The organism is Dyadobacter endophyticus (assembly GCF_014641595.1).
Classification (GTDB): domain Bacteria; phylum Bacteroidota; class Bacteroidia; order Cytophagales; family Spirosomataceae; genus Dyadobacter; species Dyadobacter endophyticus.
Window position 1 is genome coordinate 924,388 of the sequence record NZ_BMIA01000002.1, and the last position, 20,141, is coordinate 944,528.

The 20,141-nt window shown below is 49.6% G+C and carries 14 protein-coding genes and 1 pseudogene; 6 read left to right on the forward strand and 9 right to left on the reverse strand.

What is annotated here, in order from left to right:
- Window positions 1–5 precede the first annotated feature (5 nt).
- Together IEY24_RS16055 and IEY24_RS16060 are read right to left on the reverse strand one after the other, a co-directional pair.
- Window positions 6–1,424 (reverse strand): SusD/RagB family nutrient-binding outer membrane lipoprotein, encoded by a 1,419-nt coding sequence (locus IEY24_RS16055; RefSeq protein ID WP_188933848.1) that lies wholly within the window; start codon window positions 1,422–1,424, stop codon window positions 6–8.
- A gap of 4 nt (window positions 1,425–1,428) precedes the next feature.
- Window positions 1,429–4,548 carry a SusC/RagA family TonB-linked outer membrane protein gene (locus tag IEY24_RS16060; protein ID WP_188933850.1) on the reverse strand — a complete coding sequence of 1,040 codons (3,120 nt, stop codon included), beginning with the start codon at window positions 4,546–4,548 and terminating at the stop codon, window positions 1,429–1,431.
- A 222-nt stretch (window positions 4,549–4,770) separates the two neighbouring features.
- On the opposite strand from IEY24_RS16060, the gene IEY24_RS16065 reads away from it, so the two are divergent.
- Both IEY24_RS16065 and IEY24_RS16070 read left to right on the forward strand, forming a co-directional pair.
- Window positions 4,771–5,139, forward strand: a complete 369-nt coding sequence (locus IEY24_RS16065) for a BlaI/MecI/CopY family transcriptional regulator (protein ID WP_229222411.1) — start codon at window positions 4,771–4,773, stop codon at window positions 5,137–5,139.
- A 32-nt stretch (window positions 5,140–5,171) separates the two neighbouring features.
- Complete coding sequence (locus IEY24_RS16070) at window positions 5,172–6,938, forward strand: M56 family metallopeptidase (RefSeq protein ID WP_188933852.1); 1,767 nt, start codon at window positions 5,172–5,174, stop codon at window positions 6,936–6,938.
- A gap of 53 nt (window positions 6,939–6,991) precedes the next feature.
- Here the strand turns inward: IEY24_RS16070 and IEY24_RS16075 are convergent, their stop codons facing one another.
- The 6 genes from IEY24_RS16075 to IEY24_RS16100 form a co-directional block, all read right to left on the reverse strand.
- On the reverse strand, window positions 6,992–8,755 hold the full coding sequence (locus IEY24_RS16075; protein ID WP_188933854.1) for a phospho-sugar mutase: 1,764 nt from the start codon (window positions 8,753–8,755) through the stop codon (window positions 6,992–6,994).
- Between the two features lie 51 nt (window positions 8,756–8,806).
- Window positions 8,807–11,497: an MGH1-like glycoside hydrolase domain-containing protein gene (locus tag IEY24_RS16080; RefSeq protein ID WP_188933856.1), complete on the reverse strand. Its 2,691-nt coding sequence runs from the start codon at window positions 11,495–11,497 to the stop codon at window positions 8,807–8,809.
- 191 nt (window positions 11,498–11,688) lie between these two features.
- Window positions 11,689–13,389, reverse strand: a complete 1,701-nt coding sequence (locus IEY24_RS16085; protein WP_188933858.1) for a D-alanine--D-alanine ligase family protein — start codon at window positions 13,387–13,389, stop codon at window positions 11,689–11,691.
- 162 nt (window positions 13,390–13,551) lie between these two features.
- Entirely contained in the window at window positions 13,552–13,809 is a 258-nt protein-coding gene (locus tag IEY24_RS16090; protein WP_188933860.1) for a NifU family protein, read from the reverse strand.
- Between the two features lie 68 nt (window positions 13,810–13,877).
- The gene (locus IEY24_RS16095; RefSeq protein WP_188933862.1) at window positions 13,878–14,984 is read right to left on the reverse strand and encodes an Mrp/NBP35 family ATP-binding protein; all 1,107 of its coding nucleotides are present in this window, start codon (window positions 14,982–14,984) and stop codon (window positions 13,878–13,880) included.
- Between the two features lie 59 nt (window positions 14,985–15,043).
- Window positions 15,044–16,045 (reverse strand): GSCFA domain-containing protein, encoded by a 1,002-nt coding sequence (locus IEY24_RS16100; RefSeq protein WP_188933864.1) that lies wholly within the window; start codon window positions 16,043–16,045, stop codon window positions 15,044–15,046.
- 272 nt (window positions 16,046–16,317) lie between these two features.
- Here IEY24_RS16100 and IEY24_RS33245 point away from each other — a divergent pair.
- From IEY24_RS33245 to IEY24_RS16115, 4 genes and pseudogenes are all read left to right on the forward strand, one after another.
- A pseudogene (locus IEY24_RS33245) lies at window positions 16,318–16,641 on the forward strand (DUF6934 family protein).
- Window positions 16,638–16,814, forward strand: coding sequence for a hypothetical protein (locus IEY24_RS16105; protein ID WP_188933866.1), 177 nt, complete (start codon window positions 16,638–16,640; stop codon window positions 16,812–16,814). Before IEY24_RS33245 ends, IEY24_RS16105 begins: the two are co-directional and overlap by 4 nt.
- Window position 16,815: 1 nt before the next feature.
- Window positions 16,816–17,676: a glycoside hydrolase family 16 protein gene (locus IEY24_RS16110; RefSeq protein ID WP_188933868.1), complete on the forward strand. Its 861-nt coding sequence runs from the start codon at window positions 16,816–16,818 to the stop codon at window positions 17,674–17,676.
- Between the two features lie 38 nt (window positions 17,677–17,714).
- The gene (locus IEY24_RS16115; RefSeq protein ID WP_188933870.1) at window positions 17,715–19,532 is read left to right on the forward strand and encodes a DNA polymerase III subunit gamma/tau; all 1,818 of its coding nucleotides are present in this window, start codon (window positions 17,715–17,717) and stop codon (window positions 19,530–19,532) included.
- Here IEY24_RS16115 and coaE read toward each other — a convergent pair.
- Window positions 19,529–20,140 (reverse strand): dephospho-CoA kinase, encoded by a 612-nt coding sequence (coaE, locus tag IEY24_RS16120; protein ID WP_188933872.1) that lies wholly within the window; start codon window positions 20,138–20,140, stop codon window positions 19,529–19,531. The genes IEY24_RS16115 and coaE overlap by 4 nt on opposite strands.
- Between the last annotated feature and the right edge of the window lies 1 nt (window position 20,141).

Below are 20,141 nucleotides of genomic sequence, written 5' to 3' on the forward strand. Positions count from 1 at the left end.
AAAAGCTACTTGGTGATCAGCCACATGGCCACTCCGGGGTCTTTCTGGTTGGCCAGCACGGTTTTGGAGTTGCGGGTGATTTCCGAATCGGGATATTTCATACGCTGGATCCGTTTGCCCTGCAAATCGGGGTTAGGGTTGGCGGGCATTGGGAAATCAAGGTAGTCGTATTTACGGATGTCCGTCCAGATGTCGCCGATCAGCAGCATGGATTTGAATTTCTCCGTAATGATTTGCTTCGCAGTCAGTTTCGAAGCACCTACGTTGATCCGCGTGTCTTTCAGGAATTTGTCAATCTCCGCGCCCTCAACACCGACTTTCTTCATATTGGCAGACATCATTTCCTGATAAGCCGCATATCCGGCTGCCGACGTGCCTGTGCCGCCATGCTGGGCCAGCCTCGCCTCCGCCTCTATACCTTTCAATTCAGAGTAAGTCATCATCGTCAGCGGCGAGTTGATGTTCGAATGCCATGCTTTGTTATTCAAATCGACCGTCGAGCCGCTGCCCGAGCCCGGTATTACTCCGGAATAGACGGTCTGGTTACTCTTTATACCTATCACTTTCGACAAACGCGGGTCGGCAACGCCTTGTGTGGCACCATTAAAAAGATCTACGATCGTGTTCGTAAACGTGACCGAGAGATTACCGGTAGTATTGGGGATCGCAACTTTGCTGTACCACGGACTCAGGTTTTTGGAATTGTACTGTAATTGAAAATCATCCTCATTGCCTTTCATGCCCTTTTCCAGCGCGGCAAGCGCGCCTTCCGCGGCTTGCTGGGGATTCCGCAACGAGCCATGCCACAGGTAGCGGGCACGCAGCGAATAGGCCAACCGGGCCCATTTGCTTAGGTCACCCTGATAAATGAGGTCGTCCTGGCCGGGTTTTGCGCCCGTGCCGGCAGCGAGTTCCGTCACCGCCTCGTCGAGCAATTTGAGAATAGTTGCGTACACCTGTTCCTGCGTGTCGTAGGCGGGTGAAAAATTATTCTGATCGGCTTTGCTGTAAGGCACATTCTCCCAATTTACTGTCGCTAGGCCCAGGTTATAGGCGGTCAACACCTTGGCAATGCCCATATAAGCCGGCGAGACTTCCTCCTGCCCTTTCTTAATGATCGTATTGAGTTGCGGCAAAGCATACAGGTAAAGGTTCGACCAACCCAGCGTATTGTCGGTTTCGGCATATGTATCGATCCCGTTGGCACCTAGCGCGCTGCCCAGCTGCTGCGCATATTGGCAGGCGACGTAAGCCTGCTGGAAACTCGCCTCGGCTGTGTAAAACTGCGCAGTAGGAAGCAATTCCTGCATTGTTGCATCGCCTTTGAGGGTCCCATCCGTATTGACGTCCAAGAACTTATCGCAGGCCGTCAGCAGCAGACCCAGCAAAGGCAGTATTTGGAATATATATCTGATATTTTTCATGTTCCTAAAAATTGACATTAATACCCAATTGAAAACTGCGTGTTGCCGGATTGTTCCGCCCGACAAAACCGATGATATTCGTGCCGGAACCAAATGTGAGCGCTTCCGGATCATACCCGCGGAACGGCGTGTTCAGAAACAGGTTGGTACCCGTAAAATTGAACCGCACACCGCCTTTGAAAACCGACTTAGCCAATGCCGCCTTGGGGATCGCATAGGAAAGGCCCAACGTCCGTAGCCGCAACCAAGAGCCATCCTGAATGTTGAACTGCGCCGAATTGCCCATGTAGCGTGCCGTGGACGGGTTGTAGAAGGAATCATCGAGGATAACCGCTTTGGTGTTGGGCACGTACGTTACCGAATTATCCGCACCCGTTTGCTCAACCACCCCTTTAAATACGACCTGCTCATAGCGCCGTCCGGTAATCGCGATCGACCCGGCCCGGAACGCATTACGCTCACCGAGATCTACCACATCGCCTCCCTGCCGCCATTCGAGCAGGAAAGAAAGACCTATTCCCCGGTAATTGAAGGTATTGGTTAAACCGGCTGTCCAGTCGGGCAATGCATTGCCCCAGGGTACGGTCACCTGGCTCGTAAGCGGCAAGCCGTTTGCTTGGATGAGCAGCTGTCCGTCCGGCGCGCGCAGGTAATCGAGCCCCCAGAGTTCACCGAGCTTGCTGCCTTCCCTCACTTTCAAAACGCCCCGGCTGCCGTTATCGAAATAGGCGATTTCTTCCAGCTCATCAGGCATTTCAATCACTCTGCCAGACATTTTTGTAAAATTCAATGACATATCCCACGTAAACCGCGCCGTGGTCACCGGCTTGAAAGTGGCTAGTAATTCGACACCCCTGTTACGTATCAAACCGATATTGGTATAGTAAAATGAATAACCCGAGACATTGGACACCGGAGCGCGGACGATCTGATCTTTGCTATCCATGGTAAAATAGGTAGCATCGAGCATCAGGCGGTTCCTGAAAAAGCGCAGCTCCGTACCGAATTCAATGGAAGTTGTCCGCTCCGGTTTGAGATTATCCGCAGCCGTAGTGGAGCGGCGAACATAACCAGGTACCGTATTCCCGAACGGGAAGTTATCGGCCAACTCATAATACACGCCTATCACGTACGGGTCGGTGCCCTTGCCCACCTGCGCCCACGAGGCGCGGAGCTTTCCGTAACTGAGAATATTGTTTTGGGGAAGATTTTCCGTGAATATGTACCCGGCGCTAAATGAAGGATAAAAGAACGAGTTGTTTGCCTTGGGAAGCGTCGAAACGATGTCGTTCCGGCCTGTTGCATTCAGGTAGAGCATTTCCTTGTAGCTCAGTTTGGCGTCTGCGAAGAAGCTCACGATCCGGTATTGCAAGGGGGAGTAAAAGCGCTTTTGGACATTGCGGTAACTGCTCATCTCGTCGGTAAATGGTGCTTTCCAGCCTTCGCCTCGCTCATAATAACTGTCGGGGCGCTTGCTGCCTACTACCGAGTTACCCACCAGCAGGGAGCCGTTCCAGTTTTCATTGAACTGCTTTGTGGCAGTCAGATATAAATTGGAGTTGATCTCGCGATAATTGATGTTTTCTTTGATCAGAAAGCCCTTCACTGCCGTCCCAACATCGAAAGTACTATCGACCTGCCGCATCCGCCGCTCGTTGAAAGCGTCCATCGTGATCTGGTATTTAGCAGTAAGCCAGTCGGTAATATTGTAGTTCAATGTAAGATCGGCGATGTAGCGGTTCACGGCGTCGACTCGCGGGCTCTTTTTGACCAGGTAAACTGGATTATCGGTAAAACCCGGCAGCAGGTTCTTGTAAGATCCGTCGGGATTCAGGTAGTCGTTGACGTCGTAGGTATTCGGCCAATACGATAATGCGCTGAATACTGATTTATCGCCGGCAGGCGGGCGCTTGCCGCCGGAGCGGATGTAGTTGAATGAACCGGAGGCCGAAAAGCGCCTGGTGAAATTGTACGTACCGGCGATCTTGGCAGAAATCCTCTCGAAATAGGTGGCAGGCACGATCCCCTGCTGATAGTTATGGCCTGCCGAGACGTAAATATTACCTTTTTCACTTCCTTTGGTCAGGGTGATATTGTTGTTGGTGCGAAAACCAGTTTGATAAAACCCGCGAAAATTGTCGTAAATGCGGTCGGTAGTGTTGCCGATAACCGATGGCCCGAACGATTGATAGGGCGTCCGCTGGCGCACTTCGGTAGGCGAAATAAATTCTCCGAAACGCCCTTGCAGGAAGCGCGTTTGAATATCCGGAGATTTGCCCAGTATGTCTACGCCCCCCGACAGCGAAACCGATACATTCAGCTTACCCGTTTTACCACGTTTGGTAGTGATGATAATCGCCCCATTGGAAGCGCGCAGCCCATAAAGTGCCGTCGCGGCGGGGCCTTTCAGGACCGATATACTTTCCACGTCGTCGGGATTAATATCCGCTGCGCGGTTGGTATTCGCAAATTGTTCCGAAGCTCCCGGAGAAGCAGACCCTGCGCTGGGCAGCGGATTCCCGGCGGTGGTAGCATTACTGATGACAATACCGTCGATCACAAACAGCGGCTGGTTATCGGCGCTGCCGCTGAGCGAGGTAATGCCCCTGAGGATAATATTCACCCCGGCACCGGGCGCCCCGCCCGAACCGGTGATCACCGCTCCCGCAATCTTGCCCTGCAATGCGCCTACCATATTGGGGTTCCCCGATTCCCTGAGCTCGTCGGATCGGATGGACTGCACCGAATAGCCGATCGCCCGCTTCTCCTGCGTCTGCCCGAGCGCGGTTACTACCACCTCATCGAGCATCGACACATCGGCTTCCATTTGCACGTTGAGTTGCGAGCGTTGATTGCCGAGTAAAAGCTCCTGCTTTTTGAAACCGATAAAACTGAACACGAGCGTCTCGCCAGGTCCCGCCTGAATGGCATACACCCCCTTCTCGTCGGTCAAAGTTCCCTGCGAAGTTCCTTTGATACTTACGCTCACGCCGGGAATTTCAATTCCGTCCTTGTCCGTGACCCTCCCGGATACTGAACCGTTTTGTGCCCGTGCGGCATTCCAGCAAATCGCCAATGCCAAGCACAGCAACAGCAGGTTGTTGTGAAGTAGTTTTTTCATCATTAATTAGCTAGGTGTCGTTATATGATATCTGTAATTTACAATTGGTTCTTTAAAAAGTATCACTTGAAGTCACAATAAGACAACAAAAGGTAACATATCGATTAGCCTGCGGCGGCAAATGATGTCCCTGAGGCTCCATATTTCTTTCAATTTTCACTTAAAAAAATATTACTACTAGAAAAATAGTTTGTTAACTATAAAAATAGTTTTAATATTTGCGACATGGAACTGGAAAAACTCACCAACAAGGAAGAAGAAGTAATGCAGGTTTTATGGAAGCGGGGCGCCGCATTTGTGAAGGACATGCTTCCGCTCTTCACCGGACCAACGCTACATTACAACACTCTTTCGACCATTATCCGGAATTTGGAAGAAAAGGGTTATGTATCGCACCGGCAGTTTGGGAATACATATGAATATTTTCCGGTCGTGAAGCAGGAGGACTACCAGAATCAGTTTGTACTGAGCAAGGTCGTTGGTGGGTATTTCAACGACTCTTATAAAGACCTCGTCGCTTATTTCGCCAAGCAGGAAAAAGTGACGCCGGACGATTTGCGGGCGATCATCCGGATGATCGAAGAAGGAGAATAAGTATTGATGTACCACATTAATCCGCCGACTTTATGCTGATCCCTTACCTTATGAAAGTGAGCCTCGTGCTGGCTCTGCTCACACTGGCCTACCGCTGGCTGATCCAGTTTGAAACATTCTCGAAACTAAACCGTGTACTGCTCTGGCTCAATGTAGCTGCTGCGTGGACATTACCATTGATAAGCCTGCCCAGATGGGGGCCGGTGGAAGTACAAACGAGCTTTCACCACAGCATTCCGAAAGTGGTGGGAAAGCTGCCGATGCTCAGCGAGCCGATCGCAACCATTCAATCACGGCCTTTCACAACTCCGGCGGAAGCCGCGATACCCGAAATGACAGCAATCGACTGGATCAGCACCATTTACCTCGCTGGTATGCTCGCGATGGCGGCCTATTTCCTTTTCCAGATCGGTCGTCTGTTTTTTGTAGTAGCCAAAGGCCGCAATGAAGAACATCAGAACGGCGCTGCCATTGTGCATGTGGCGGGCGCTTCGCCCTACTCTTTCTTCAAATGGATCATTCTGGATTTATCGAAGCATTCCGGCAATGAACTGCATAATATCATCGCGCACGAGGCTGAGCACGCGCGGCAATGGCATAGCGCCGATTTGCTACTGGCGGAAATCCAGAAAATAGGTCTGTGGTTCAACCCGTTTGCGTGGGTCCATCAAAAATTAGTGCAGGAAAACCTCGAATACCTCGCCGACCGTGCTGTGCTGGATAGCGGTTTTGAGAAAAAGCAATATCAGTACAATCTACTGAATGCGGTCCTGCGAACCCGTGAGCTGCCTTTAACCAATTCGTTTGCCCAGTCGCTCCTTAAAAAGCGCATTCAAATGATGAACCGGAAGCCTTCGCATTACCTGGTTTGGGTAAAATATGTAGTGGTGCTTGCATTGGTGTACATTTCATCGGCATTCGTGGCGCCTTATCGCGAGCAGATCGTTGAGCTGACGCCCGCGAAAATCCGGCCATTTGTTCAGCCCCTGATAGGCGAAGTGATGATAACGGTTCCCGCAAAAGACTTAACCGAAAATCAACAGAAGAAGAAACCAAATCGGGAAACAGAACCTATAAAGAAGCAAACAGTTTTAACAGGCGATACCATTCAGACGGTATTAGTCTCCCAACCGAAAGTGAAAGGAATATTGGTGGTTAATCAAACCTTATATTGGGCTATTACGCCACTCACGACCTGGGAAGAGATCAATGAAATTAAAGATGCGGTGCAGAAATTCGGTCAGGATTTTCAGATCAATAAAATACAATTCGATCCTTTGCAACAATATATTACGGCCATATCGGTCCGTGTCAAAACAAAAAGCGGCGGTGGTGGTACGGGAGAAGAGCACGGCAGCACCGAATTTGAGCCCATGAAAGGTTACTCGGGGTACATTACCGGGCAAGGGCATGGAATGGGCCAGATCCCGCCCGACCCGCTCCATAAGGAAATGGAGCAGGATTACGAGAAAGCGCTTGCCATTGCCAGGAAAAATGAAGTTGCCTATTTCGAATACAAGCTCGGCCAGAGCCTGGGAACGCATACCGCCATGACATTCACCCACAAACTCCTGGCCGGGCCAGACGCTGAACAGTTTTATAACAAGACCGGTCTTGGCAAATCAAAGAATAATACCCTGCGAGTCTCGGAATACCACAAAAACGCAACTCTTTACCTGAATACGAACCCATCCACCTTTACCGAACTGAATGATGTCCCGTTTTCAAAAATCGAACGGGTGAGCCTGCTGGAAGATAATGCGAGGCGAAAATACATTGTTGTGTATGCCACATTATAGCAGAAGGCGGCCCGAATGAGCCGCCTTCGCATTTATTTCCCAATCAATAGGTCTTATTTCAAATTCAGCTCCTCGCCGATCGCTTTCACCTTCTCTTTCAAAGAAGCATAAACGCTGTCGAAGTCTTCATTCTTTTCCAGCGCAGCGCGTACGCCCACGTAGAACTTGATCTTCGGCTCGGTACCGGATGGGCGGCAGGTGAATTTCGTACCGTCTTCCGTGAAGAATTGCAGCACATTCGACGATTCGATACCCATTTCACCTGATGGGATAGAAGCCGTATTGCCCGACTTGAAATCGGTCGTGGTCAATGCTTTGTAGTCGTCCATTCGCACAACAGGCGACCCTGCGATGGTCTTCGGCGGGTTAGCGCGGAAATCGGCCATCATTTGCTGGATCTCGTCCGCGCCTGATTTTCCTTTTTTGGTCAATGAGATCAGCCCTTCGTAATAGAAACCAAACTGCTTGTAGATTTCCATCAGCATATCGAAAAGGCTCAGGCCCTTATCCTTCGCATAGGCCGTCAGCTCGGCGATCATCGCGCAGGAGGCAATTGCATCCTTGTCGCGCACCGCGTCGCCGATCAGGTAACCATAACTTTCTTCGCCGCCGCCGATGAACTGTTCCTTGCCTTCTTTCTCGCGGATAACCTGCGCGATATATTTGAAGCCGGTGAGCGTGTTGTAGCATTTCACGTCGTAAGCCGCCGCCATTTTATCAATCAGGTCGGTGGTAACGATGGTCTTGCACACGAACTGGGTTCCGGTAAGTTTGCCTGCGTCTTTCCATGCATTCAGGAGATAGTAAATGAGTACGCTGGCCGTCTGGTTTCCGTTCAGCAGCTGAATTTCGCCATGGTGATTTTTCACCGCGATACCCACGCGGTCCGAATCGGGATCGGTACCCATTACCAGATCCGCATCAATCTGTTTCGCCTTTTCGACGGCCTTGGACATTGCTTCGCTTTCCTCGGGGTTAGGATAAACCACGGTCGGAAACTGGCCATTACCTTTCGGCTCCGCTTGCTCTTCGATGATCGTTACCGCTTCAAAACCCATTTTAGCCAGCAATTGCGGCACGAGCGTCACGCCGGTGCCGTGCAACGGCGTATACACGATTTTAAGCCCTTTCTGACGCTCCAATGCACCTTTTGAGATCGAAAGCGACAGAATGTGATTGATATATTTGTCGTCGACTTCCGTTCCGATCTTCGTGATTTTCGAGCTATCGCCGTCAAATTTCACCTCGTCGATCGACTGGATCGCATTTACTTCATTGATAATATTAGTATCGTGCGGCGCCACTACCTGAGAGCCGTCGTCCCAGTAGGCTTTGTAGCCGTTATATTCTTTCGGGTTGTGCGAAGCCGTTACTACCACCCCGCTTTTACAGCCCAGCAAACGGATCGCAAATGAAAGCTCAGGCGTTGGACGCAAGCCTTCGAAAAGGTAGACGGAAATACCATTGGCAGAGAAAATATCCGCGATGATCTTCGCGAACTCGTCCGATTTGATACGGCTATCGTAAGCTACCGCTACGCTTTTCGCTTCGTTCGGGAATGCTTTGTTAAGGTAATTCGCCAAGCCCTGTGTGGCCGTACCTACCGTGTAGCGGTTCATACGGTTGGAACCGATGCCTATCAGCCCTCTCAACCCGCCTGTTCCGAATTCGAGGTCTTTATAAAATGCATCCGTCAGTTCAGTATCGTTGCCTTCATCGATCAGTTGTTGAATGGATTGTTTTGTATCGATATCGTAATCACCGTTGAGCCAGCTGCTCACCTTGGTCATCACATTCGGTTCCAATTTTGCAGTCATAATTAAGTTAAATAGAATTTATTAAGAGAATTTAAAATGTTCACATTGCACCTATTTACTGATCTCCACTTCCTCTTTCTCGATCTCTGAAAAAGATTCCTTCGCGGTTTTATGGATCAGCTCTGCTACCAGACCTGTCCAACCCGTCTGGTGACTTGCGCCACAGCCCCGGCCGTTATCTCCATGGAAATATTCGTAAAAAAGAACGTGGTCGTTGAAATTAGGGTCTTTCTGCATTTTCTCATCCTGACCGTACACTGCACGTCTGCCTTCCGAATCCTTTTTGAAAATATCGATCAGGCGACAGGCAATGGCTAATGCAGCCTCCTTGATCGTCGTAAGGTTACCGGAATTGGTCGGGTACTCGATCATGAAATCCTCGCCGTAATAGCTGTGAAATTTCATTAATGAGTCAAATATGAGATAGTTGAGCGGAAACCAGATCGGCCCGCGCCAGTTGGAGTTACCACCCATAATATCGGTAAGCGCTTCCGCCGGCGTGTAATCCACCTGCAAAACCTCGCCGTTGATATAAAACTTGTAAGGATTCTCTTCGTGGTATTTGGACAATGCCCGCACGCCATAATCCGACAGGAACTCGCTCTCGTCGAGCATCCGTTTCATGATCATCTTCATCCGGTGCCCGCGCAGGATCGACAGCAGCCTGTTTTCCCCTTTCCCCGATTCAAACCAGCGGGAAATCAGCCGCGCGAGGTCGGGGCGATTTGCCAGTACCCATTCGACACGCCGTTTGAAGACAGGTAATTTGTCCAGAATCTGGGGATCAAGGATCTCCACTGCAAAAAGCGGTATTAACCCTACAATCGAGCGAACCTTCAGGAGGATACTCTGGCCGTTGGGAATGTGAATCACATCATAGTAAAACTGATCTTCTTCATCCCAAAGGCTGATCGACGAGCTCTTGCCTCCGATCGACTCCATGGCGCCCGCAATGTGCAGGAAGTGTTCGAAGAATTTAGACGCCATATCCTGGTAAACCCCGTGTACAAGCGCCACTTCGACCGAAATACGAAGCATATTGAGCGTGTACATCGCCATCCAGCCCGTCGCATCCGCCTGTTGCAGCTTCCCGCCGAAAGGCATAGGTGTCGAGCGGTCGAATACCCCGATGTTATCCAGGCCGAGGAAGCCGCCACTGAAAATATTATTGCCGGTGTCATCCTTCTGGTTGACCCACCAGGTAAAGTTCAGGAGCAGTTTGTGGAATATCTTTTCCAAAAATTCAATGTCGCCAACTCCATTGTTCTGCTCCCGGTCGATCTCATAGACTTTCCAGGTCGCCCAACCATGTACCGGCGGATTTACGTCGGAGAAGTTCCACTCGTATGCGGGTATCTGCCCGTTGGGGTGCATGTAATACTCGCGCAGGAGGATTTCGAGCTGCCTTTTGGCAAAACCGGCGTCTACCCTCGCCAACGGCACACAATGAAAAGCCAGGTCCCAGGCTGCAAACCAGGGGTACTCCCATTTATCGGGCATCGAAATGATATTGGCGGCATAAAGATGTTTCCAGCCTGAGTTTCGCCCCCATTTCCGGCCCTGGTTAGGCCCTGGTTGAGCAGGATCACCTTTCAGCCATTCATACACATTATAATAATAGAACTGCTTACTCCAGAGCATTCCGGCATACGATTGCCGCTGGATCGAGCGCAGGTCGCTGTCGGCCACGTCGCGCTGCAGGTCGTCATAAAACTCGTCGGCCTCGCGGATCCTTTTATTGAAAAAGTCTTCAAAACCGCCAAAGGGCTCCGAGATGGAATGGTTCACAAAACGCATGCGAAAAGTAGCGCTCTCGCCCCCCTTGATCGTTTTGGTAAAACGCGCAGCAGCTTTTGTACCGATATTGTTCGGATTGACCGTATTCGTTTTCTGGCCGCTTACAATATAGTCGTTGATCCCGTCTTTCGGATAGGCCGTATTGTTGGCCGTGCCGTAGAGCTTTTTGAAATTCGTCTCATTCTCGCAGAACAGCAGTTCATCCGCGCCGTCGAGGTACAGGTTATATTTCCCGTGCTTCCGGTGGGTTACTTCGATCAACCGGTTGGAGATACCGTTCATGATCGGCTTGTAATTGAAAGCCTCGTAGCCCCATGACCAGGTGTTCCGGAACATGATTTGCGGCAGGACGGTAATGGGTGCCTCATTCGCACCGCGGTTGAAAACCGTCACTTTCATCAGGATATCCTGCTCGTCGGCTTTCGCGTGCTCGATGAAAATATCGAAATACTCGTCGTTGTCGAACACGCCGGTGTCCATGATCTCGTACTCCGGGTCCTGCTTGCCGCGGCGTCCGTTCTCCTGGCGCAGCTTTTCATAGGGAAACGGCTGCTGCGGATATTTATAGAGCATTTTGGTATACGAATGTGTAGGGGTACTATCGAGGTAATAATACATTTCCTTCACATCTTCCCCGTGATTCGACTCCCGGTTGGTAAGACCAAATATCCGTTCTTTCAATATTTTGTCTTTATGGTTCCAGAACCCGAACGAAAGACATATATGTTGCTTGTTATCAGAAAAACCACCGATTCCGTCTTCGCCCCAGCGATATGCTTTCGAAAGGGCCATTTCATGGGTAATATAGTTCCAGGCATCGCCATTTCCACTATAATCCTCCCGTACCGTACCCCATTGGCGCTCCGACAGGTAAGGTCCCCACTTCTTCCATCCCTTATTATCTTTCTGAAGACTTAACCTAACTTTTTCAGCTCCTTGTGCCATTAATCCGTCAATTTTTCGAAAGGAATGAATTTCAATAATTACCCAATTTAGAAAACCGGTTTTCAAAAACACCAGAAACCGGAAGAAAATTGAAAAAATTTAACAATCCGGCAATTGGTAATCGGCGGCTACAAAAGAGTGCATAAACCACTCATAATGAGCCATAATAAGTAACCCGAGAATACTTCCAATTATAGTACCGGATTGTCTATTAAGACAATGTCGTAAGAAACTTCTCCTGCGAAAAAGCGGGTAAGGGCTGTTGCCTTTTGCGAGGTTTCTACCAACAAAGGATGACGCTCCGCATGCAGCAGCTCCTCTACATCCGAAACATATTCCTTGAACATCAATGGATTGGGAAGCTTATAGAACCGGCCGTCGGCGGATTTGAGCACCGGCACCGGGGTCACCTTTCCTCCTGCATTCAGGAGGCCGTAACGGCGCCTCGCTTCTACATATGCCTCGTCGGTAGCGTCAAAAACAATGTTTTCTACCGGTTTCACGGTTGCGATGCCCGCAGCAATCTGACGATCGAGTGTTTCGAGCAATGCGCGAAGTGCCCACGTCTGCTTACCCGAGCGTATGCGCTCGCGAAGCGACTGCCGCACCAGATAGGTCAATGCCTGTGTCACGTTCAGACCTATTTCCGCCATTTGCTTGAAAATGAAAGAGGTGGGCGACATTCCCGGAATCGTATTCGGGTCGTGGAGCAGGATCGTGCCGTCTTCGGTCAGGAAGCCGTCAATCCGCACGCAGGCATTAATGCCCAGTTGCTGGAACGTCGCGGCGATCATTTGCTGGATTTCCTGGTTCTTTTCCAGCGTGGTATCCACGGGAATGCGCTTGCGGCTGGCGCCAGGCTTATATTTTGCATTAAAATCAAAAACCTTCACCATTTTGATCACCTCGCTAGGTGGCAATGCAAGCGGCGAACCGTCGTCGAACTGAATACAGCCGCAAGAAAACTCCTGCCCATTCACAAACTCTTCGACGAGTACCTGGTCTTCGGCATTGGAACTGCTCAGCAGTACCTGGCTATTTCCTTCTGAAAAGTATATTTCCAGCTCGCTGATCAATGTGGTAGGGTGATAGATCGTTTTTCCGTCCAACACAACTGGGAAACCAATACCTTCGTCCAGATTGGCAATTTTCTGCCCCCAGGCCAGTTTTTCGGCCTGGTCAAATTCCTTCCAGGTATCGGCATTCAGCTCGATCTGGAAAAAGCACTGGTTAACGGCGGATACGAATTCTTCCAGCGAATCGTCCTTCACAATAGCAACGCCGATGGAGGAGCCCTGATGCGGCGCTTTGATCACCAACGGCAGCCCCAGATGCTTTTTCAAAACCTGGAAAAGCAATGGGTAATCTTTGGGCACCCACTGGCTGTATTTGAGCGTCCAGCTTTTTTTTTCCTGCCCGTTTACAAGGGCGATCATCTCATTTTGCAGTATTTTATCAATTCCAACAGCAGAACCCATCAAACCAGGACCGCTATATGGGATTTTATACCATTCAAGCAAACCCTGAATCGCCCCGTCCTCGCAATCAGGACCGTGCATGGCCAGAAATACGAAGTCGAAATATTCTTTGAACTCAGAAGGGGCTATTAGCTTTCCGGTGTCGGCAGGCACGTCGGCCACGGCCAGTTCGGGAAAGGATTCGATGTAAGTTTTGAAGCTATCCTTTTGAATGCCAGGAGCGGGGTAAAAATCGCGGATTTCGGTCGAATACATGAGCTCGTTTTGCAGCAGGATAAACCTTCCGAAGCTATCAACAAAAACCGGTACCGGCTCAAAAAGTGACTTATCGAGGTATTCAAATGCTGTTTTACCGCCCGCAAATGATATCTCCCGTTCGCGGGAAGGACCTCCAAAAAAAATTCCGATACGCATATTTGACATTCCTGATTAATGCATTCAATGATGCCCGCAATATAAGCGACTAATCGGGAGGAATCAATTTATGGTTAGTTACCGCGGAGATTAAAAACGCAAAAAGCAGCTGCCCGTACAGGAAACTGCTTTTAACCAATATCTGATATGCGTTTTCCGCTACTATGCCAGTTCAGGCACATTCGAGGAAACAACCTTATTAATGTAGGGCACCGCTTTGCGGATCGATTCTTCGAGACCGGCGCGGAAAGTCATTGCGCTCATCGGGCAGCTCTGGCAAGAACCTTGTAGTTCCAGCTTCACAACCAGGTCGTCCGTCAGCTCCACCAATTTCACATCGCCTCCGTCTGCATGCAAATAAGGACGCACCGTTTCGAGCGCCTGCTCGATCAATTCTATGGTTTTTTCTTTTGAATCCATTTTAAAAAAGTCTGTCTGCTAAGATGCAAGATTATATCCAAAAAATCAAATCATTCAGTTACTAACTACTAAACCTGTATTTCCACAGGTTTGGTTCGCTCACGCGACGCATTGCGGATCGCCACCTGCTGCGCCAATGCCTCCGCCGCATTCAAAAACGCCTCATTGACGATCGGATTGGTATCCATTACCGCCGGCCTTCCGTCGTCGCCCGCCTCGCGAATGCCTTGTACCAACGGGATCTGGCCCAGTAACGGCACTCCGAATTTATCTGCCAGCAATTGTCCGCCACCTTTTCCAAAGATATGGTATTGGTGATCGGGCAACTCTTCCGGGGTGAACCAGGCCATATTTTCGATTACGCCCAAAATCGGCACATTGATCTGCGGCTGTTTGAACATCGATAAGCCTTTGATAGCATCGGCCAGAGCCACTTTCTGCGGTGTCGTTACCACCACTGCGCCCGTTACCGGTACAGTTTGCACGAGCGTCAGGTGAATGTCGCTGGTACCGGGAGGCAAATCGATCAGCAGGTAATCCAGATCGCCCCAGTCGGTATCGCCAAAAAACTGGCGCAGCGCCTGGCTGGCCATCGGTCCTCTCCACACTACCGCGCTATCGGGAGGGGTCAGAAACCCGATCGACATCATTTTAATACCATATTGCCGGATCGGATTGATAAAATTCTTGCCATCCTTCGGAGTGATCGTCGGCTGCATATCCTCCGCACCGAACATCACCGGGATAGAAGGCCCGGAAATATCCGCATCGATAATACCTACTTTCGCACCCGAGCGATGCAATGCCATGGCAAGGTTGGCGGTAACTGTCGATTTCCCTACTCCACCCTTTCCGGAAGAAATCGCAATCACGTTCTTCACGCCGGGAATCAAGGGGCCTGTGTGACGGGTTGTCGTTACGTTTGCAGTGAGCTTGATAATCACCTCCACATCCGGGCTCAGATGCTCATGGATCGCATTCTCGCAATTCTTCTTGATCAGTTCTTTAAGAGGGCAAGCGGGGGTTGTAAGCACTACCGTAAACCGTACCTGGTTTACGCCGATTTCTATATCCTGGATCATACCGAGCGTAACCAGATCCTTTTTAAGATCAGGCTCCTCCACAGTACTCAATGCCTGCAATACTTTTTCTTTATTGATTGTAAATTCTCCCATTATTATGGTTGGTACTTTGACTTGATATTATGCAACACGAAATGACACCAATGAGTTTGTCACATTCCCGGAAATTCTCCGATTCTCCGCTCCACCTCTTCCATTTCCGAAGACACGTCCACGCTTCTTGAAATCGCATTAAGCTTGCTCCACAAAGATTTCAGCATTTTGAGATGCCCGGACGTAAAGCCATGTAATGGCCGGTGTGCCAGGCTATCCCGCACCGACGCCCATTCCTTCATGAATTTCAATGCATCCGGTTCCATATATGTTTGGGCAAATGCATTAAATATGTATTCTTCCGCAACCGCACTGGGGTGGATCAGATCTTCCTTATAGAACCGATAATCCCGCAGTTCGTCGACCATGATCTCGTACGACGGAAAGTAGTCTACGTGCTTGTATTTCTCAGAAAGCCGGTGTGCTACGAGCCGCAAGGTCGATTTACTCACCTGATTAAGCGGGAGCGTATCGCGGGTGTGACGCACGGGGCTAACCGTAAGCATGATGCGCAACTTCCGGTTATAGGGTATCAGTTTTTGTATTAATTGCTCAAATGCGATCATGATCTGATCGAAATGCAGGAGCTCTTTGATGAAACGGTCACTGGGTACTTTATGACAATTGCCCACGATCAGGTTTGTCTTCCGGTGCCGGTATGCATAGGCGGTTCCCAATGTGATTACCAGTAAATCCGTCTCGCTCAGAAATTCTCGGATTTCGTCCAATTTATCCGAAAGCAGGGCATCCAGCGCGCCTTGCCCATGGGCCCATTGCGACGAATGGAAATCGTGGTGCAGCCAGATTTGGTCGGGATTTTGCAGGAACAATGCAGGATTAGGCCTTTTCTCCTCTACCGCGCTATCCAGAATCTTGCAAATAGTTAGCGGGTTGAACACCGTACCCATCGGGTTATTGAGCACATCGAACTTGAAATCACCAAGCTGATTGCCTAGCACCTCAGCAAAACAGGAGCCGATGGTCAGTATTTTAGTGTGGTGATCAATCTTCCAATCGGGGACTTCCTGGGCAACTTCCGTACTCAACTTTATTTCCTTCATTACATTAAAACGACAAGCGGGCTACAAAATTAAGCATGAAAACCACAGGATTTCACTAAATACTGGGGTTTAGCAATTTATAATTTGGGTTAAAAGGAATTTTTATATGTTTGAGAGAGAATATCAGGCACACTATAAGTCGTTAAATGTATGAATGAAAAGGGCTACCCGTTTGAAATCGGCGTTGATGGGTTAATTTATAAGTTTGAGAGTGTTAGTGCGAATAAAAAGATTGTTAAAACTGTCTCATTCGAAAGGCTCGGCAAGGCAGTATTTTCAATCTCGCGTTACTCGATCCGTTAGAAAATGGTGAATTGAGCGATCAGGTGGAAAGCAGGAATGGCGATCTCCAAGTAGTGTTAACCACTGTTTTCCAAATCGTGTGTGACTTTCTGACCAAATCTCCCGATGCGATTGTTGGTTTTCGAGGGAGTGATGCCCGTCGGCACTGATTGTACCGCATTGCCATTTCAAGGGAAGTGAAAAACTTATCTGGACAATATGAGCTATTCGGCATTACAGCTAACGGGGCTGTGGTTTTCCTTGAACCGAATGTAGATTACAACCACTATCTTATCAAAAAAATACAGCTATGAACAAGAAATCAGATTTCACATTGACTCCTGAGCAGCAAAAAGTAGTTGACAAAAAAGTAAGGGATCTTGCAGAAGCCGTCAAAAACATCGACTTCAACAACCTGCCAAAACGAGAAAATCATCCCGAGGCTTCCAAGCCGGTAAGCGGTTCGAACCCTGCGAAAAAAGTATAACATGCGGGCAACTATCACTTCTTTCAATCGACTTACAGCAGCAATTTGTATCAACGCACTGTCTACTGCGGTCGGCTGCGCCCAGCCATCAACAATTCCCAAAGCTGACAAACCACATTACGCCTTCGCCCCCACCCCATCCTGGCAGGACGAGTTCAACTACACCGGCAAACCCGATCCCGCCAAATGGAGCTATGACCTGGGCGATCGTGGCTGGGGTAATAATGAGCTGGAAAATTATACCGACAAAATCGAGAATGCCAAAGTAGAGCATGGCAATCTGGTGATCACTGCTATTAAGGAACCGTCGGGCAAGCAGCAATATAGCTCCACACGGCTGGTTTCGAAGGGTAAGGGAGATTTTACGTATGGCAAATTCGAAATCCGGGCCAAACTGCCAAAAGGACGCGGAACGTGGCCGGCTATCTGGATGTTGGCGAGCGGGAACGAATACGGCAACAAAGGCTGGCCGGATAATGGCGAAATCGATATTATGGAACATGTAGGGTTCGATCAGGACCGGTTGCATGGCAATATCCATACGAAAGCATTCAACCACGCTATCAAGACGAACAAGGGAAACAATGTGGTCGTGAAAGGACTCTCGGAGGATTTTCACGTGTATACGTGCGAATGGACGCCCGAGGCGATCACAATCCTGGTGGATGGAAATGCCTATTTTACGTTCAAAAAGGAGGCTGCCTACCAATGGCCCGAATGGCCCTTCGACAAGCCTTTTCATTTAATTTTAAATATCGCCGTCGGTGGCAATTGGGGTGGGCAAAAGGGCGTGGATGACAGCATTTTCCCGCAAAAAATGGAGGTCGATTACGTGCGTGTTTACCCGCTCGTGACGAAGTAACGGCTTTGAAAATCCAGTGCGCGGAAGTATCTTGCACCATGGATCATTTCGTTGTTTCGGCCAGGAAGTATCGTCCCGTCACCTTTGATTCGGTAGTGGGGCAGTCACACATCACTACCACTTTGAAGAATGCCATTCGTACCAATCACCTCGCGCAAGCTTTCCTTTTCTGCGGCCCCCGCGGTGTAGGTAAAACGACTTGTGCGCGTATTTTGGCCAAAACCATCAACTGCCAGAACCTGGGCGACGATGCGGAGGCTTGCGGCGAATGCGAGTCTTGCGTGAGCTTCCAGAACAACGCTTCTTTCAACATCCACGAGCTCGACGCGGCTTCCAACAACTCGGTGGAGGACATCCGCAACCTGATCGACCAGGTCCGTTATCCGCCCCAGACAGGGAAGTACAAGATCTACATCATCGACGAGGTGCACATGCTTTCGCAGGCTGCATTCAATGCGTTTCTGAAAACATTGGAAGAGCCGCCTTCCTATGCTATTTTCATCCTTGCAACGACAGAAAAGCACAAAATCCTCCCGACGATCCTATCGCGCTGCCAGATTTTCGACTTCAACCGCATTCAGTCGAAGGATATTGCCCACCACCTGGCAGATATTGCCCAAAAGGAAGGCATTCATGCAGAGCACGAAGCCCTCGAACTGATAGGCCAGAAAGCCGACGGGGGTTTGCGGGATGCACTTTCGATGTTCGATTTGAATGTAACGTTTTCCACCAATAACCACCTCACCTACGCGGCGGTGCTGGAAAACCTTCATATTCTCGATTACGACTATTATTTCAAAATCACCGATGCGCTTACTGCGGGCAGTATTGCTCGGTCGCTGGTGCTGTTCGATGAAATATTAAGGAAAGGATTCGATGGACACCTGTTTGTGATTGGTCTTCTGGAACACTTCCGTAACCTGCTTGTCTGTAAAGACCCCTCAACAGTTACGTTGTTACAGGTTTCGGAGTCGGCCGAGCGGAAATACCTGGAACAATCATTAATGGCGGATCTCAGTTTCCTGCTTTCGGCGCTGAGCATTACCGGGCAATGCGATATCAATTATAAATCGGCGAAAAACCAGCGATTGCATGTGGAGATTTGTCTCATGAAACTCGCCAATTTGCCCCAGGTTCTTCAACTTCACTCTCTTGCCGCCGTTGATGAAACGGCAAAAAAAAAAGTTGAGCCCCAACAATCCCTGAATCATACGGCGACTCCGCCACTGGCAACCGCGCCGCAACCTGCCGCGCCTGCGAATGGCCAATCGAACGGAAATGCCTACGCGAACGCGCCTGCACAACCTGCGACCGCGTCACAGCAAGCAAGTCCCCAGCAGTCAGCAGCACTGCAGCAAGCTGCGCCTTCGCGACTAAAAAGTACCGTTTCGCTTACTCAATCGCTGACGCCTCCTGTACAGCAACCTGCCAAGCAAAGCAATGCCGAACCTTCGGCTGATTATGCCACTGTTCCTAATGGTGCAAAAAGAGAAGAATTGACGTTAGCAAATCTGCAACGTTTCTGGTACGAATTTTCTCAAAAACGCCTCCAAGCAGGGAATTCAACAACGGAGCAAATCACATTGAACCGCGAAATTCAACTGAATGGTACCACCATCGAAATTGCGTTGGATAATGATCATCAGCAAGATGCGGTAATGAATATGCGATATGAGTTGCTGGGCTTTCTGAAATCACGGCTCGATGCGCCCAAACTCGACATTAATCCCCGTGTAGCGCCGCAGGAAGTAAACAGGCTGCCTTACACACCTGCCGAGAAATTTAATTTTATGGCAGAAAAAAACCCCTACCTGCTCGAACTAAAACAAGCGTTGGGGTTGGATGTGGATTTTTAATGTCTGGAAGATCTCGCCTTCAGGAAAGTATCATGCAAATGCAGGACTTGTGGTATCAGCTCCGAAGCATCGTCGTTATTCACAATGTAATCAGCTATTTCGCGCCTCGATTCATCCGAAACCTGCCGTTCAATAATTGCCCTGATTTCCTGCTCCGTGCGGTTGTCACGCTGCAATATCCTTTGAACGCGTAATTCGACGGGTGCTTCCACCAAAACGACATAATCCACCGCATTCGCCTGGCCCGCTTTGGCCATAATAGCTGCCTCCTTCACCACATAGGGTGCGCCTGTACGTTGCCCGGCCCACTCTTTCGTATCACGAAGCACGACAGGATGGATAATCGCATTCAACGCTTTCAGTAAAGGCTCATTTTTGAAAACACTGGAAGCGACAAACCGGGTATTGTACAGCCCTTCACGATCATAAGCCTCATTTCCAAGCAATGCAACCACCTTTTCACGAATTTCCGGGTCATTATTCGTCAGCCATTTTGCACGGCTGTCGGCGTAGTAAACGGGGATATCCAGGCACTCAAACAACCTGCAAACCATGCTCTTACCGGAACCTATGCCTCCGGTGACGCCTATCAGAAGTGGAAGTTCCATG